The sequence below is a fragment of the Paenalcaligenes sp. DL 309 genome, assembly GCF_057475285.1.
Genome location: NZ_JBYBKW010000003.1, coordinates 144,231 through 159,961, shown reverse-complemented (window position 1 = coordinate 159,961; position 15,731 = coordinate 144,231). Strand labels below are relative to the sequence as shown.

Below are 15,731 nucleotides of genomic sequence, written 5' to 3'. Positions count from 1 at the left end.
CAGTTACCTCTTACATGTCTAATACAAGTTTTGGAGATTTGGAGCGAGAAATACAAATTTGAATGACTTTACCTTCCGCTTTTTCTTTATCCGTAAGGAAATAATCCCGGTGGTCAGGAATTCCTTCTAAGACTTCAGCAGTACAGACGCCACACTCACCGCGGTTGCAGTCATACATGGGGTCTTCGCCGGCTTCCTCTAAGACTTCAAGTATGGTTTTGTCTGCAGGAACGGTAAAGGTGAGGCCTGATAAACGTAGCTCTAGCTCAAAAGGTTGGTCACCTTCTTGGGCTGCAGCAGTAATAAAAAGCTCAAAATGAATATTTTCTCGTGGCCAGCCGCGCTCTTGGCCTATTGCTAGTACCGCGTCAATCATGCCTTGTGGCCCACACACATAAATGTGTTGTTTAGGATCTATGCTGTCAAAAAGTACATTAAGATCAAATTGATTACTATCATTGGTATAGCAAACAAGTTGCTCACCAAGATGATTTTGTAATTCATCGGCAAAAGCCAATTGATCTTGACTGCGAGCACTGTAATGTAATGTGAAAGGGCGTTTATGCTGTTTGAGCGCATGTGCCATACTGGCTATAGGTGTAATACCTATACCACCCGCGATCAGCACCAGTTCGCTCTCATTCGGTGCAGCTTGTTGTAAAGTAAAATCGTTAATAGGTCCTTTAGCCTGAATCACCTCGCCAACTTGGCGTTGATGCATCCATTTGGAGCCGCCGTGACCGTCTTCTTCCAAGCGCACGCCTAAACGATATTGTTGAGGGGCCGCGCTCCAGTCGTAATCAGTTGCGGTAACGATGAGTGAATAGCAACGGTAATCCTCTAGCTCGGGGATCTGTACCTGTATGTGTGCCCCGGGGGCAAACACGGGCAGAGCAGAGCCTTTAGTAGACTCAAGTACAAACTCGCGAATTAAAGGTGAAGCGTCGTGGATTTCACGAATAACGAGGTCAAATGGTTGCATCGTGCGCCTTTTAAACAATGGGGATAAATTAATAAACGTATTCTCTTGAATGTATTCTATGAGTGAATAGTTTAGTAATCAATATATTCTGTCGAATTTAATGGAAAACCATTAGATAAAACAGAAACAAAAAAAGGCCCCTTTTTTCAAAGAGGCCCCAAATTACTACAACGATTAAGCACGAGTCGTTTAGTCGTTTAATCGATGAATTATTGATTAGTTATATTAATTATTAACGATTGCTAAAACGCGCAATGGACTACCTGAACCATCTTCAATTTTTAACGGTGCAGCAATAATCAACGCACCAGTAGGAGGCAATTGATCGAGGTTTTGCATGCATTGCAGACCATAACGATTGGCACCATGCATTAAGGTATGACACGGTAGTGGCATATCCCATGACATGGATTTACCCGCATCGGTGTTAATGGTTTCAACACCAAAACCGAGCACATCACGCTCATTAATCATCCATTCCACAGCAGCTTGTGAGGGTCCTGGTGTGTGAGGGCCGTCTTCTTTCATGTTGACGTAGGCTTCCGGGCTTTGCTCTAGACGCTTAGACCAATCCGTACGCAGGAACACCCATGTGTTGGGTGGAATGCGGCCGTGCTTTTCTTCCCAAGCCTCAAGAAACTCAGGCGTGAGAATCCAGTTGTCATCTTTGGCTACTTCTGCACTGGCATCAATGACCACAGCAGGACGTACAAAGGTTTCAACTGGTACCTTATCTACCGTGCTATTTGGCTGCTCACTCCCAGAAACCCAGTGCGCTGGGGCATCGAAGTGAGTACCAGTGTGTTCACCACAGGTGAAGTTGTTCCAGTACCAACCGGGGCCACTTTCATCGTATTTACTAATACGTTGCTTGCTAAAACCCGCGGTTTGACCAAATTGCTCCGGCAACTGCAGGCAAGGAAACTCCTCGTTTAGCGTGTGGGTTAGATCAATAATTTTTAGCTGCTTATTGTCTAAGGCTTGGATCATGAGGTTCAGTGCATCACTCATGGTTTGTCTCCGTATGTATTGTAGATTTTGTTGATCTTGAGGCTTATTTATCGTTGAAATCCGCGTTCTCAGGATCAGGGTTTAGGTCATCATCGCAAAAGTTATCATTGGTAAAGGTTGCGGCGGTCATAGCGCGTTGATTGACTTGCAGATTGAAGATGTCAAAGCGGTTGTAATGACCTGTGATGTCATGCATTTGGCGAGGCTGTATGCACTTAGATAAATCAATATCGGCGTAAGCTATACCCTCATCATCAATGAGAGGCTCACCAATAGTACGACCATCTGGACCAATAATGCCCGAGAAAGCACTGTTTTTGCGTGCGAGTAATTCACGTGACTCAGGGTGCGTTTCAGCCATGAGCTCAATGACTTCTTCAGGTACGGTAGAGCAAGAAATCACGGTAAACACTTTGCCTTCAAAGCAATGCGCTGCGGCGCGCAAGCGAATGGCTTCAGCCATATCGTAATCTTTGGGTGCTACAGGTAGCGCAATGTAGTTAGCTGTATGTACCATTTCACCCTGCGCTAATAAGCTAAAACGCGCTAAGGTGTTGGTGTTTTCACCACATGCTAATGAACCCAAAGGCCCAATGCTGGTGTTATGCACACGCATAGAAGAAGCATCACCATTAGACCAGGTGAGCTTTTCAGCCCACGTAGGTACCAACTTACGATGACGGCCAATGATGCGGCCTTCGTGGTTAATGGTAACTAAGGTGTTGTAAATAGTGGCAAAGCTATTTGGGTCACGCTCGTTAACACCAATCACAACGTTAACTTCACGTTGTTGAGCGGCTTGAGCAATTTTCTGGATTTCCGGGCCAGGAACCGTAATCGCAGACATAACGAGCTTTTCAAACCACGGACTGGCTTCTACTGGGTTCATCACCCAGCTCCAGTAAGGGTAAGCGGAGACAAACACCTCAGGAAAGGCAATGAGTTCCGCGCCATTATCAGCGGCTTCGTGAATGAGGCGGCAGGCTTTTTCAATGGTTGCGTCCGTGTTTAAAAACACGGGCGCAGTCTGAACAGCTGCAGCCTTGAATTTAGGTAATTCAAGCATGCATTGCTCCGAAATTATTTGTTAGAAGTAACGTTAGGGGTAACGTTAACAATTGGATTACGTAGTGTACCAATACCTTCAACAGTGGCTTCCACTACATCACCAGGCCACATCCACTCTTGTGGGTCACGGCCAGCACCTACGCCTTCAGGAGTACCGGTGGCAATAATATCGCCGGGCTCTAGGGTAATACCAGCACTAATATCAGAAATTAGGTGGTTAATATCAAAGAGCATGTGCTTGGTGTTGGAGTCTTGCTTTGTCACACCATTTAGCGTCAAGCTTAGGTTGAGGTTATGGGGGTCAGTGAGCTCGTCAGCAGTAACAATGACTGGACCAAAGGGTGCGTAAGTGTCTTGACCTTTGGAATAGATCCACTGGCCTGAACGACGGCAATCGCGTGCACTCACATCAAGCATAACGCTGTAACCGAAAACGTAATCTAAGGCGTCTTCTTTGCTGACACGCTGCGCTCTAGAGCCCATAATAACGGCTAACTCTACTTCCCAGTCCATTTGTTGGGTGATGTCTGCATTGTGACCAATGGAATCATCAGGGCCAATAACAGTGGTAGGCGGCTTAGAGAAAATAACCGGCTCTTTGGGTAGGTCTTTTGACGTATCTAAGGTACGGCTAGACTCTGCCACGTGCTCTAAATAGTTCAGACCAATACCAAAAATGTTTTTACGCGGACGTGGGATAGGAGCCAATAGCTTAACGTTTGCTAAAGGAATGGTTACTCCCAAAGGCAAATCATCAGCGTAGTCATTGAGCAAATTGCTGGTGGCTGTAACAGCAGCTGGACCCATATCAATAAAATCAAGCATATTGTCGGGTAGTGGCTGCCCAATAGCTAAACCAAACTCAAATAAATCAACAACTAGGTCACCAACAATAGCACCTAGACGGCCGGCTGCAGCCACTTCACTGCGATAAGTAACAAGACGCATTTTTAATCTCCAAAAAGGTTATTCAGTAATAATTTGATGACCGTTGTTGTCAGCGAGGGCTTCTTCGTAATAAAGGTTTAAAGCACGCATAACAGGTAGGTCATGGAATGAAAATAAACAAGCATCATCGCTGCTGGAGCCATTGACATGCTCGTGGAACATCCAAGATGGTACGCAGAAAATGTCACGTTCGCGCCAGTCAAAACGCTTGCCGTTGATGATGGAATAGCCTTCACCTTTAGCCACTTGGTACATAATACTACCTGTGTGACGGTGGGCTTTGGTGTGCTCGCCAGGGCGCAGCATTTGCATGCTAGCACCCATAGTGGCCATTACCGGGCCACCGGTTAAGGGGTTAGTGTAGTCCATGATGATGCCATCAAAAGGACTGCCATCAGACACCTTAGAATAACGCAAGAGCATTTCATAGGTGGGCTCCCACTCGTACTTTAAGAGAGGGGAGTAAGGCTTTTGCCAATCGTGTAGGGTGGGCTTTAAGCCGGGACCGCCCCAAATATGCGTGGCGTCGTTTACGGGATAGGTCACTGCCTGCGAGAGGTCTGGGTGTACCCCGTAAAAACCGGCTTCCATGGCATTCACAAAAGGAATGTCTAAACCATCTTGCCAGATACACGTGGAGCCTTCAACGCTCACGCCATGCTCATGCCAAGCCCCATTAGGCGTTAGTACGAAGTCATTGCCGCCTAAGGTCATTTTATGACCATCTACAATAGTATAAGCACCGGTGCCTTCCATAATAAAACGTAAGGCAGATGAGGAGTGCCAATGGGCGGAGGCGGCCTCACCGGGGTGCATCACTTGTAAGCCAGAATAGAGCCAGCCTACCGCTGCGGCTACATCTTGACGGCCGGGGTTATTTAAATAAATAACACGTCTACCCGCTTGCTCAGGGGTGACTAAGTCTACAGAGCGTAATACATATTCACGCAAATCTTGATAACGCCATAACACCGGCACAGATTCAGATTTGGGCTCCCAAGGCTCAATTTTGTTTGCTACATTCCATAAGGCCCCGGTTTCAAACTGTTCAAGCTCTTTATAGTACTGAACGCGTTCTGGGGTTGCTTCGACGTTAGCACGACCAATAACGTCTTCATTGTATGAGTCGTAATTGCTGTCTTTGGTTGTCATGAGAAGTCTCCTTAGACTAGTTGATAGCCCAGTTTGGCCGCTTCGGTTAGAGGCCAGTTAGGGTCTTTCATAAAAGCCGTGGATAAGCCACATAAATCAGCACGGCCAGCGGCAATAATGCTGTTGGCGTGATCGGCTTCTGTAATTGCGCCTACGGCCATGGTGGCAATGTCGGCTTCGTTACGTACGCGATCTGCAAACGGCGTTTGGTACATGCGGCCATAAACGGGCTGCTCGTTTTCAACGACCTCACCACTAGACACATCAATGAGGTCCGCCCCGGCAGCTTTAAAAGCGCGGGCGATTTCTACGGCATCATCTACCGTAGTACCCCCTTCGGCCCAATCAGTAGCAGCGATGCGTACCATCATAGGTTTGCCCTCAGGCCATACAGCACGCATAGAACTAAAGACCTCTAATGGGAATTTAAGGCGGTTTTCTAAGCTACCACCGTATTCATCGGTACGTTGATTAGTGAGTGGAGAGATGAAGGTGGAGAGCAAATACCCTTGCGCGGCTTGTAGTTCAATACAGTCAAAACCGGCGGCATCGGCGCGCTGGGTAGCAGCCACAAAAGCATCACGGATTTCATCCATTTGTGCTCGATCTATATCTACAGTGACTTCAGTAGCACCACGGCGGCCAGCATGACCTAGTTGTACCCCCATAGCAGCCCCTTTGCTTTGTACATTTTTTACAATAGGGGCCCAAGCGGCTTGTTGTTCGTCATTCCATAAACCAGGACATTCAGTAGTGGCTCGGCCTTCAGGGCTAACCGCTGTCATTTCTGCCATGATTAAGGCTGCGCCACCTTCAGCGCGCGCGCTGTAATGCGTATTATGAGCGTCTTGCACTACGCCTTCTTTGGCCTGATAAGTTAACGTAGGCGCAAAGACAATGCGATTTTTAAGTTGTAAATCGCGTAACGCATACGGGGTAAACATAGGTGGAGGCGGAGTTTGATCTGCAGCTAAATCCATGCCGGAATAGTTGGCATACCAACGCTCGAACTGCTCTATGCCTTCCGGATCGCGTAAACGCAAATTCTCATGAGAAATACGCTGTGAACGTGTGAGCATGGAATAGGTGAATTGCTCTGGCTCCATATCTGCGTAGCGCTCTACGTTTTCAAACCATTCAGTAGAGTTACGAGCCGCATTTTGAATGCGTAATACATCAACGCTACGTACGGCTGCGTATTCTTCTAAGGCTTCTTCTACGGTGGCATCATCTTTAAGATGTTGAGCTAGGCTAATGGCATCTTCTAGGGCTAGTTTAGTACCAGAGCCAATAGAGAAGTGCGCCGTGTGAGCGGCATCGCCCATAAGAACAAAAGGCACATTTTTACCATCAATGTTTTCCCAATGTACCCACTCGTTAGCAATGACACGTGGGAAACGAATCCAGATAGCAGCACCACGTAAGTGATCTGCATTGCTGATGAGAGGGTTGCCATCTAAGTAAGGAGCAAAGAGCTCTTCGCAATACTTGATGCCATCCTCTTGACTCATGTGCTCAATGCCTGCTTTCTCCCACGTTTCATTCGGAGTTTCTACGATGAAAGTGGAAAGCCCATCTTCAAATCTATAGGCATGCGCTTGGAACCAACCGTGCTCATTTTCAACAAAAATAAAGTTAAAGGCATCAAAGACTTTTTTCGTGCCTAACCATACAAAGCGGCAATCGCGCTCGTCTATATCTGGCTTATAACTTTCAGGGTATTTGTTACGAATGCGGCTATTAATACCATCAGAGGCGATGACTAAGTCTGCCTGGTATTTACGTGCAATCTCTACTTCGTCGTCGACTAAGGTTTCGAAAACCAACTCTACACCCACTTCTTCACAGCGTGCTTGTAGAATATTGAGTAGTTTTTTGCGCCCAATACCGATAAAACCGTGACCTTTACTGCGTATGGCACGACCTTTGAAATGGGTTTCAATGTCATCCCAATGGTTAAACGCATCACCAATGGTTTGTGCAGAGACTGGGTCTGCTGCACGCAAATTATCCATAGTCGCGTCTGAAAACACCACGCCCCAACCGAAGGTGTCGTAAGGGCGGTTGCGCTCAAGCACAACAATTTCATTTTCTGGGTTTTGTAGCTTCATCAGCAGGCCAAAATACAGGCCAGCTGGGCCTCCACCAATACATACGATTTTCATAGTTGTCCCGTATGGTTATTAAGTATGTTTATTAATAAATAGTATATAAGTAAAGCATCTAGGTAAAGAGAATGTAGTGATCTTTATCAAAAGTAAGCTTTAATTTTTTGCTTTTATGCAATTGTTTCTTCGGCTAAGAGGTATTTTTGCATGGGAGTACGCAGAAACTCGGGTACTTCAATGGCTTGATGCGTGACTAAAGAAGTGGTGACGATGACTTGCTCTACCTCCATGCGTAACACACCGTCTTTACCTATGCATTGCCAAACTAGCTGGAAAGAGCGACTACCCATTTGTTTGACGCCGATTTTAAGATCAACGTCATCGCCCATTTGACTGATAGAGCGAAAGTTAGCCTGAAGATTAACTGTAGGCAAACCGACTTTTCTTTCCGCAATTAAGCCGCTGTACCCGCCCGGGAGAAAGGAATCAATCCACTCTTCTATGCAGTCATTAAACATGACAAAGTATTGTGGATAAAAAACGATACCCGCTGGATCGCATTCAGAAAAACGAATGCGGTGTTTTTTTGTGTAAAAGGTTGAGCCCATGCTTATGCCTTATTTAATTAAGGTTAATAAATGTCTGCGTAACTGCCCTAAGTGATGATGAATTAGCTCAATATTTTCTTGATCTAAACCATCGAATAGCTCGGCGATCCATGCATTGTGCTCTTTAGCCATTGTCTCAAACGTTTTTTTGCCTTTGGGCGTTAAACGTAAAAGCCATGCACGACGATCAGTGGGACTGCTTTCTCGTGAAACCAGTCCCTCACGGGAAAGCTCATCAGTTAAACCGGTAACATTGCCGCCAGTTACCATTAGGTACCGTGATAACTCACCCATTTTTAACCCAGAAGGGTAACGATAAAGCTGCGCCATATAATCGAAACGCGCTAAAGAAATATTTGACTTAGTGCGTAAGCGACGACGAATTTCGTCTTCAATGGTTTTGGTGCATGTCATCATGCGTAACCATAATCGAAGGCTTGCAGGGTCCTGAGGGCTTAGTCTGCCTTCGTAACCACTGTCTTTATCGTGTTCTACCACTTCACTGGCCACTGCTGCATTCTGCTTCATGCCGTATTCCTGTGCATCATTAGTAAATGTGAATTATTTTACCCTAAATGCTTTAGAAGTAAAATATTCATTTACTATGGTTAACCATAGTAAACCCACATCTAAGCCACACACTTAAGCTAAAGCGTGATGTTGCAATACTTTATTTAACTCTTTGCCGTGCTCATCGGCTAGCGCAGCGGTACACATGGACTGCAAAATACTCGGAGACACACGGGTGCTATGACGGTCTAAAGTATCCATTAGCGTATGGAAATTTTTCAGACCGTTAAGATGCGTGTCACCATAGCCTTTGACTAAGCGTTGTGCACGTATTATCTCTAAGGCTAGCGCCGGGTGGGAGGCAGCATTTTTAGCAATCCGTGCTAACCATTTCTCAATACGTTCTTGTTCTACTTGGTAACGTAGTGATTTACGGCGCCATTTTTTTAAACCGCTCAACGTATTGAGTAATAAGAAACCGCGCAAGGAGCTGGTTTGAATAACACGGCCTTCTTGGGTAAATTTACTGACCAAACGGTGACCCCAGCTTTTGGGATTCAACAGCCATTTGCCAAGTTTGACAGAGGGTACTATTTCGCTGATTTCTTCAATACGCGGATGCATGTATTCGTTAATGGCCAGAATTTGGCCTTCGTCTAAGCGCACTTCTTTTTCTACGCGCTCAAAACGACTACTACGAGTTTTAAGTTCCGCCACTCGTACCGCGTCTTCAAAAGACATCCATAGAGCTAAATAACGACCTGCTTCACGAATTAAAGCCACGTCATCGGCATTAGCCTTGGCTTTAAGGGCTATTAAACGATCAAGATAAAGTTGTGCGTAAGCAATGTCTTGGAAATCAATGAGACGACGTACCCCTTCTAGCACAATAGCTTGAGACTCTTCAGGAAATTGACTACGTACTTGATCAACCAGAGCGGCAACTTTGGGGTTTTTAGGCTGCACAGCCGCCACATCTAATGTTTTGGCGTCTGTATCCTCATCAGCGGCTTTGGCGTTACCTACACGGCTATAAGCGGTGGCAAAGGCCCGTAAACTTGGCTTAACACCTACGCCACCGCGTTCAATGGTTTGCTCGAACTGCTCGCGGCTAAACGGTAAAACCCCAGAAGCAGACAGTGACCCAAACAGTACAGCGCTAATAACACTACCTGAGTCTTCAGCGGCTTTTTCCATATCAAAATGGATGTATTGTTTAGCGGCTGCTTTGGTTTCAGCAATAAGTGCATCACTATCTACACGCCCATCACCCATAGCGGTTTTTTCTGCAATGGTGTAAACACGGTGAGTAGAGGTAATTAAGGTAGTGCGATCAGCAGTAACTAAGCCTCGTTGTACGGCGCGGCCAGCTTCCATGAGTTCGGAAGCTAAGACCACGTCTACATCACCTGGCATAGGCATCAGAGCGAGCACTGGAGACTTGCCGTCCTGGATGGCGCTAGTGGGGAATAACTCCACATAATAAATAGTAGCACCAGTACGCTGTGCTACTCCCGGCACAGAGGTGGTTTGGGCTATGTAACCATTATGTTCACCTAGATCAACGATCCAGTTAGCTAATACACCACCACCTTCACCGCCCATGGCTAATATAGCTATTTTAATTGGTTTGACTTGCATTGAATTAGACCTTTGTTTCTAGCGGATTAAAATGCGTACTTTGCACGCTTAGCTGCATTACGACGTTGGAACCAGCCAATCACATTTTTACGTAACTTTTCACGGAATTTATCCATACCATTCGGGTTAATAATGACTTGGGCACGGTAAAAAGAAGGGCATAAAACGGCGGCATGGGACACCTCACCACATAGACCACAGCCCACACAGCTATTCATCACTGTGGCAACAGGGTCGGTACGTAAAGCATCAGGATTAGGGCGTATAGATAATGAAGGACAGCCCGATAAGCGAATGCAAGAGTGATCACCCGTACAAGTATCTGGATCAATGCCAAAACGCTCACGCACCACACGCTCACCTTCAGCAATGGATTTACGTGTTTTACGCTTTTCTCTACGTTGTAGATTTAGCATGCACTCACTTTGCGCGATTAATACCTTAGGCCCTTTTTCTTTAGTGGTTAAGGCCTCACGCAAGGTATTGGTCATTTTCTTTAAATCATAGGTACGCGTTACAGTACGCAACCAATTCACGCCCACGCCTCTAGCGGCTTTTTCAATGAGATGACCTGTACTACGCGTATCGTTTTTAGCGGTGGAAGACAAAATATCTTGACCACCCGTAGCGGCGGTGTAGCTGTTATCCACCACAATGGTGAGGTTGTCGCTTTTGTTAAATACCGCATTTGCAATACCGGAAGTTAAGCCGTTATGCCAAAAGCCGCCATCGCCCATGACGGAAATAGCGCGTTTGTCTGAGTCAGCTGCGTTTAACGCCGAGGTACTCGCACCACCTAAGCCATAACCCATAGTGGTATTACCTAGGTTAAAGGGTGGCAAGATGGAGAATAAGTGACAGCCAATGTCTGCACTAACGTGATGTTCACCTAACTCACGCTCTACCAGCTTCATAGCGGTAAAGATTGGGCGCTCAGGACAGCCAGTACAAAACCCTGGGGGTCTGGCCTGGATGTTTTCATCTAAGGCACTCATGGACTTCACTTCAGCGGCTTCAACCACTTCGTTGAGTTGAGTTACTTTAGCTTCAGCTTTAACCGAGGTTTGAGTGGGGTCTTCTACACGAGCTACCACACGTGGCTTAGGAGCAGGTAAAGGTTCTATACGACCGTAATGCTCCAGGAAAGTACGCATGCCTTTGAGCATGGTTTGGGTGTTGTACTCACCGGCTAAAGGTAGAAAATCTTTACCATGGATAGTGGTAGTGGATTTGGCGCGACCTAAGATGGCGTAGATGTTTTGTTCTACAAAGTTAGGCTGACCTTCTTCTAAGACTAAAACTGCACGTTTGCCTTCACAGAAACGTAGAATTTCAGAATCAATCAGTGGGTATGCCACGTTCATGACATACATTGGGATTTTAGACTCACCAAAGACATCGGCTAAGCCCAAATGTTCCAAGGCACGGATAGCACTGTTGTAACCGCCGCCTTGGATAATTAAGCCCACATCATCGTCTGCATCGCCAAAAAACTCGTTTAGCTGACGCTCTTCGATGAATTTAATGGCGTTTGGCCAACGCTGTTCGATTTTCTCTTTTTCATGAAGAAAGCTGGCGGGAGGCAATACAATACGCTCCACATCACGCTCAGGAGTTTCCATGGCTTCTTTGAGCGTGAATTTGGCGGGCTTATTATCAGAGGCCACAAATTGACCGTGTACGTGACAAGCGCGAATACGCAGCTGAAGCATAACTGGGGTATTACTGGCTTCAGAGAGATCAAAGCCATCTTTAACCGCTTGCACAATACAGGGTAGGTTAGGACGGGGGTCTAGCATCCAAATTTGAGACTTCATGGCAAAAGCATGACTACGCTCTTGCATAATGGATGAGCCTTCACCGTAATCTTCACCCACAATAATGAGTGCACCACCTTTTACTCCGCCTGAAGCGAGGTTAGCGAGTGCATCAGAGGCAACGTTTGTACCTACTGTGGCTTTGAAAGTAACGGCACCGCGTAACGGGTAGTTAACAGAAGCCGCTAAAGACGCTGCTGCTGTGGCCTCGGAGGCGCTGTTTTCAAAGTGAATATTATGGTCTTTTAGAATGTCTTGGGCATCTGCCAGTACATCCATCAAATGGGAAATGGGCGCGCCTTGGTAACCCGCCACATATGATACGCCGGACTCTAGCAAAGCTTTAGTGACAGCGAGAATACCCTCGCCACTAAAAATTTCACCATCTCCTATACGTAACTTTTTGACTTCTTCTACAAATGAGCGTTCAGCCATTGTTGTACTCCTCGTGGGTACTGCAATAATAAATTTAGCAGTTGTTTCGCTATACCTATTATTTTCATATGAATATGTTTAGGACTCAACATATCAATCGTAATGGTTTTCCCTATATTTAAGTCATAAAGCGGGTTTTTTTGACTAGATAATGAATAATTGAGGAGGCTTGAGTATAGTTAAGCCGATTTATTTTTATTTTTTAAGGTGTGCGTGTGGCAACAGCTTCTGTATTTGTAGACAACTATTTACCTGCCTTATTGGCACAGGCTAGCCAGATTATTTCTACTGAGTTTCATCAGGTGGTATTAAAGAATGGCTTAACTATTACGGAATGGCGGGTGCTCTCCACTTTGTCTGGTGCTGGGGTAGTGAGTGTGGGGCATTTAGCACGCATAGCCACTAGCAAGCAGCCTACGGTAACGCGGGTAGTAGATAAAATGGTGGCAGCAGGATATGTGCATAGGGTGGCGCACAATGGTGATAGACGGGTGACGTTGGTGGAGATTACCCCCACAGGTAAAACACTGATTTCCGATTTAATTACAGCAGCGAAAAAACATGAATCGGAGGTAGTAGAGCGCTTACAGCCTTTAGATGTAAACGCTTTAAAAGAAATCTTACGCCGTTTGATTGCGGATTCTGGAATAGAAGAATAGTAGGGACTATAGAGCGGTAGTAAGGCTTAAGTGTTGTACTAATCCGTCACTAAACCGTGGTATTTACGCCCAAACTCTACTGTTGCTTTAAAAAAACCGGCTTTACTGCCGCAATCGTAGCGCTGGCCTTCGTACTCAAAACTATACACAGCTTTGGTTTTTAAGAGGCTAGCAATGCCATCAGTGAGTTGAATTTCACCACCCACACCCGGCTGTGTACGTCGTAAATGATCAAAAATTTCTGGCTCTAATACATACCGGCCTACCACAGCGCATTGGCTAGGTGCATCTGCAGGCGCAGGCTTTTCGATAATATTATCCAAACGCATGGTTTTATTGTCTACATTTTTTCCCGAAACAATACCGTATTTATCAGTGTCTGCTGCCGCTATATTCTGTACGGCAATAATGCTGCCATTATGTTGATGTGCGGCTTCTACCATTTGTAAGGAAACGGCTGGAGAAGCATCGATGAGGTCATCAGCTAATAGCACTAAAAAAGGCTCATTACCCACAATAGGTGCTGCGCATAAGACGGCATGACCTAAGCCCAGAGGGCTAGCTTGACGTGTGTAAATGCAGCTTACGTGCGCGGGTATAACATTTTTAACGGCTTCTAACAGGGCATTTTTTTCACTCGTAATTAGCTGAGCTTCTAATTCAGGCGCCCTATCAAAATGATCTTCAATGGCGCGTTTATTGCGGCCAGTCACAAAAATAAGCTCCGTCACTCCTGCTGCAATGGCCTCTTCTACAGCGTATTGAATTAACGGTTTGTCTACGATGGGTAGCATTTCCTTGGGCATGGCTTTAGTCGCCGGTAAAAAGCGCGTACCTAAACCAGCGACTGGAAAAACAGCTTTGCGAATGGGTTTCATTTCCTATTCCTTCATGTTATTTCTGTACAGACGTATCAATATGGATGTTGGCATGATTAAAGAAGGGCTTTGGCGTGGGGCTTGTGCCTAAATCAGCCGGTGGGGTACCAAAAAAACCTTGTCCATAAGCCAATAAAAACAAATTAAAAAATAAGGCGAGTAATACCAAAATACGCATATGTTTTTCCTGTTTTAATTTTTTTGCTTAGCAACATAGTCTAACCCGTCTAAGACTGGTGTAGGCTGCCAAAGAGGAATTTCAATGGGTAAGTGTAATAAGAGTAATTGCTGTTTATAGGCCTGGATTAACTCCTCTTTAACTAACTCCCAACCGCCGCCACTACAAACTAATAAGGGAGAACCTAGTTGCTTATGCCAAGTTAGGTGCCATTGTCGTAACACAGCACCAATTTGAGCTCCACTTATGCCGCTACTAATAGCTGCCCGCGTGTTATTAGGGAAATCTTGTATAGCGCCGTTGCCCGTCCCTAATTGAGCGGTGTTCAGTGCCAAACTATCGTACATGAGTTTAGGACCCGGTAAAATCAGACCACCTATAAACTGTGCTTTTTCTTCTGGGCTGCTGCTAGGCATAATGGTGTCTACGGTAGTTGCAGTCCCAAAACTGGCGTGAATAATAGGGCGGTTTTTATAGGCTTGCTGCTGGTGTAGTACTCCTATAAGCGCTAACCAACGGTCTGCACCTAAGCGCTGAGGCGATTCGTAATTATTATGCACTAAAGGACAAGGTAAGGTGGCATCTAGCCATTGTATAGAACAGCTTATGGCTAGAAGTAAACGTTCTATTTTTTGCGCCAGCGCCATGGAGGACACACAAATACCTAAAGCGTTTTTAGGTTTTAAAGCATGGTCTTGCAGCCAAGGCATTATTTGCTTGAAATCTTCGTGAGCTATAGCCAAAGAGAGCGAAGAGTTGCTGTAACCCACTTTAATACGGGTATTACCTACATCTATAAGTAAAGTCATGGTGATGATTGGGTTTCAAGAGCACGTACGGAAACCTCACCTACTGAAATAGCATGAGTTTGTGGACCTTGACGAATGAGTAACTGGCCTTGCTCGTTAATGCCGCCACTAATGCCGGTCAATATAACTTGGTTTTTATCAGTAATGGTGAGGTGTTGTCCTGCTAAGGCATCTACTTTTTTATAGCGTTGCACTAAGTTTTTAAAACCATAGGCGGTGACTTCATTCAGCGCCTGATACCAAGCTTTAGCAATGCGTACAGTAATATCTGCAGCGCTAATGTTTTTTAGCTGTGGGATCTCGGCCACTATGCCGCCCCAATCCGCTACCTTACGGTTCAAAGAGGCACTGAGGGCGCGGGCATCATTCAAATTAATACCTATACCAATAATAACCACATGATGATCTTTACTTAAGCTAGAGGTACCAGCCCGAGTAACTTCGGTAAGAATGCCGGCAAGCTTAGCTTGATGCCATTGAATATCATTGGGCCATTTTAAGGTGAGCTTAGGCGCTTCATGTAGAGGTAAAAAAGAGCGTAAAGCCTCGGCTACAGCGACGCCTGCCAGAGGTGATAAGGTGGCTAATTGGCGCGGCGCTAAAAACACATCAAAAGCACAAGAGAACATAAGATGCGAGCCGGTGCGGTTTTCCCAGGTGCGCCCTGCACGCCCACGTCCACGGTCTTGGAAGTGGGCCCCTAACAGCCATGGACGCATAAGTTGCCCATTACGGGAACGTGCTTGCGCTAATAAATCACTATTAGTGGAATCTGTACGCTCCACCCATGCAATAGAGGGAAAAAAGGGCAGCGCAGACGTTAATTGCTCACAAAGTGCAGCAGGTGAGGCTAAGCCAAGGGCGGCAGAACCGTGAGTGGATAACATACAAAAAAAATTGGTGAATTGAGTAGAATAGAGAAATATT

Annotated in this window: 14 protein-coding genes and 1 pseudogene; 1 reads left to right on the top strand and 14 read right to left on the bottom strand. The window is 45.8% G+C overall.

Annotated features, from left to right (window positions below):
- Positions 1-10: 10 nt before the first annotated feature.
- From AC2UZJ_RS05500 to AC2UZJ_RS05455, 10 genes and pseudogenes are all read right to left on the bottom strand, one after another.
- Positions 11-982, bottom strand: coding sequence for a PDR/VanB family oxidoreductase (locus AC2UZJ_RS05500; protein WP_486949119.1), 972 nt, complete (start codon positions 980-982; stop codon positions 11-13).
- 225 nt (positions 983-1,207) lie between these two features.
- Positions 1,208-1,993, bottom strand: coding sequence for a cyclase family protein (locus AC2UZJ_RS05495; protein ID WP_486949118.1), 786 nt, complete (start codon positions 1,991-1,993; stop codon positions 1,208-1,210).
- A gap of 43 nt (positions 1,994-2,036) precedes the next feature.
- Entirely contained in the window at positions 2,037-3,059 is a 1,023-nt protein-coding gene (locus AC2UZJ_RS05490; RefSeq protein WP_486949117.1) for a carbon-nitrogen hydrolase family protein, read from the bottom strand.
- Positions 3,060-3,073: 14 nt separating this feature from the next.
- Positions 3,074-4,009 carry a fumarylacetoacetate hydrolase family protein gene (locus AC2UZJ_RS05485; protein ID WP_486949116.1) on the bottom strand — a complete coding sequence of 312 codons (936 nt, stop codon included), beginning with the start codon at positions 4,007-4,009 and terminating at the stop codon, positions 3,074-3,076.
- A gap of 18 nt (positions 4,010-4,027) precedes the next feature.
- Positions 4,028-5,161, bottom strand: coding sequence for a cupin domain-containing protein (locus tag AC2UZJ_RS05480; protein WP_486949115.1), 1,134 nt, complete (start codon positions 5,159-5,161; stop codon positions 4,028-4,030).
- A 23-nt stretch (positions 5,162-5,184) separates the two neighbouring features.
- A pseudogene (locus tag AC2UZJ_RS05475) lies at positions 5,185-7,326 on the bottom strand (oxidoreductase); the annotation flags it as partial.
- 113 nt (positions 7,327-7,439) lie between these two features.
- Positions 7,440-7,877 carry an acyl-CoA thioesterase gene (locus AC2UZJ_RS05470; protein WP_486949114.1) on the bottom strand — a complete coding sequence of 146 codons (438 nt, stop codon included), beginning with the start codon at positions 7,875-7,877 and terminating at the stop codon, positions 7,440-7,442.
- Between the two features lie 9 nt (positions 7,878-7,886).
- Positions 7,887-8,405 carry a MarR family winged helix-turn-helix transcriptional regulator gene (locus tag AC2UZJ_RS05465; protein ID WP_486949113.1) on the bottom strand — a complete coding sequence of 173 codons (519 nt, stop codon included), beginning with the start codon at positions 8,403-8,405 and terminating at the stop codon, positions 7,887-7,889.
- A 114-nt stretch (positions 8,406-8,519) separates the two neighbouring features.
- Complete coding sequence (locus AC2UZJ_RS05460; RefSeq protein WP_486949112.1) at positions 8,520-10,028, bottom strand: indolepyruvate oxidoreductase subunit beta family protein; 1,509 nt, start codon at positions 10,026-10,028, stop codon at positions 8,520-8,522.
- 26 nt (positions 10,029-10,054) lie between these two features.
- Complete coding sequence (locus tag AC2UZJ_RS05455) at positions 10,055-12,280, bottom strand: thiamine pyrophosphate-dependent enzyme (protein WP_486949111.1); 2,226 nt, start codon at positions 12,278-12,280, stop codon at positions 10,055-10,057.
- A 215-nt stretch (positions 12,281-12,495) separates the two neighbouring features.
- Here AC2UZJ_RS05455 and AC2UZJ_RS05450 point away from each other — a divergent pair, with 215 nt between their 5' ends.
- Positions 12,496-12,939, top strand: coding sequence for a MarR family winged helix-turn-helix transcriptional regulator (locus AC2UZJ_RS05450; protein WP_486949110.1), 444 nt, complete (start codon positions 12,496-12,498; stop codon positions 12,937-12,939).
- Positions 12,940-12,977: 38 nt separating this feature from the next.
- Here AC2UZJ_RS05450 and galU read toward each other — a convergent pair whose 3' ends face one another.
- From galU to AC2UZJ_RS05430, 4 genes are read right to left on the bottom strand one after another with little or no spacing between them, the layout of a single operon-like run.
- On the bottom strand, positions 12,978-13,817 hold the full coding sequence (galU, locus tag AC2UZJ_RS05445; RefSeq protein WP_486949109.1) for a UTP--glucose-1-phosphate uridylyltransferase GalU: 840 nt from the start codon (positions 13,815-13,817) through the stop codon (positions 12,978-12,980).
- 16 nt (positions 13,818-13,833) lie between these two features.
- Positions 13,834-13,995: a hypothetical protein gene (locus AC2UZJ_RS05440; protein ID WP_486949108.1), complete on the bottom strand. Its 162-nt coding sequence runs from the start codon at positions 13,993-13,995 to the stop codon at positions 13,834-13,836.
- 14 nt (positions 13,996-14,009) lie between these two features.
- On the bottom strand, positions 14,010-14,804 hold the full coding sequence (locus AC2UZJ_RS05435; protein ID WP_486949107.1) for a type III pantothenate kinase: 795 nt from the start codon (positions 14,802-14,804) through the stop codon (positions 14,010-14,012).
- Positions 14,801-15,691 carry a biotin--[acetyl-CoA-carboxylase] ligase gene (locus tag AC2UZJ_RS05430; protein WP_486949106.1) on the bottom strand — a complete coding sequence of 297 codons (891 nt, stop codon included), beginning with the start codon at positions 15,689-15,691 and terminating at the stop codon, positions 14,801-14,803. The genes AC2UZJ_RS05435 and AC2UZJ_RS05430 overlap by 4 nt, the downstream gene beginning before the upstream one ends.
- Positions 15,692-15,731 lie beyond the last annotated feature (40 nt).

What these genes read in the sequence shown, in the direction of transcription:
- AC2UZJ_RS05470 (WP_486949114.1), bottom strand. Translation starts at nt 7,877, where the DNA reads ATGGGCTCAACCTTTTACACAAAAAAACACCGCATTCGTTTTTCTGAA.
- AC2UZJ_RS05435 (WP_486949107.1), bottom strand. Translation starts at nt 14,804, where the DNA reads ATGACTTTACTTATAGATGTAGGTAATACCCGTATTAAAGTGGGTTAC.
- AC2UZJ_RS05455 (WP_486949111.1), bottom strand. Translation starts at nt 12,280, where the DNA reads ATGGCTGAACGCTCATTTGTAGAAGAAGTCAAAAAGTTACGTATAGGA.
- AC2UZJ_RS05490 (WP_486949117.1), bottom strand. Translation starts at nt 3,059, where the DNA reads ATGCTTGAATTACCTAAATTCAAGGCTGCAGCTGTTCAGACTGCGCCC.
- AC2UZJ_RS05485 (WP_486949116.1), bottom strand. Translation starts at nt 4,009, where the DNA reads ATGCGTCTTGTTACTTATCGCAGTGAAGTGGCTGCAGCCGGCCGTCTA.
- AC2UZJ_RS05460 (WP_486949112.1), bottom strand. Translation starts at nt 10,028, where the DNA reads ATGCAAGTCAAACCAATTAAAATAGCTATATTAGCCATGGGCGGTGAA.
- AC2UZJ_RS05500 (WP_486949119.1), bottom strand. Translation starts at nt 982, where the DNA reads ATGCAACCATTTGACCTCGTTATTCGTGAAATCCACGACGCTTCACCT.
- galU (WP_486949109.1), bottom strand. Translation starts at nt 13,817, where the DNA reads ATGAAACCCATTCGCAAAGCTGTTTTTCCAGTCGCTGGTTTAGGTACG.
- AC2UZJ_RS05440 (WP_486949108.1), bottom strand. Translation starts at nt 13,995, where the DNA reads ATGCGTATTTTGGTATTACTCGCCTTATTTTTTAATTTGTTTTTATTG.
- AC2UZJ_RS05480 (WP_486949115.1), bottom strand. Translation starts at nt 5,161, where the DNA reads ATGACAACCAAAGACAGCAATTACGACTCATACAATGAAGACGTTATT.
- AC2UZJ_RS05430 (WP_486949106.1), bottom strand. Translation starts at nt 15,691, where the DNA reads ATGTTATCCACTCACGGTTCTGCCGCCCTTGGCTTAGCCTCACCTGCT.
- AC2UZJ_RS05465 (WP_486949113.1), bottom strand. Translation starts at nt 8,405, where the DNA reads ATGAAGCAGAATGCAGCAGTGGCCAGTGAAGTGGTAGAACACGATAAA.
- AC2UZJ_RS05495 (WP_486949118.1), bottom strand. Translation starts at nt 1,993, where the DNA reads ATGAGTGATGCACTGAACCTCATGATCCAAGCCTTAGACAATAAGCAG.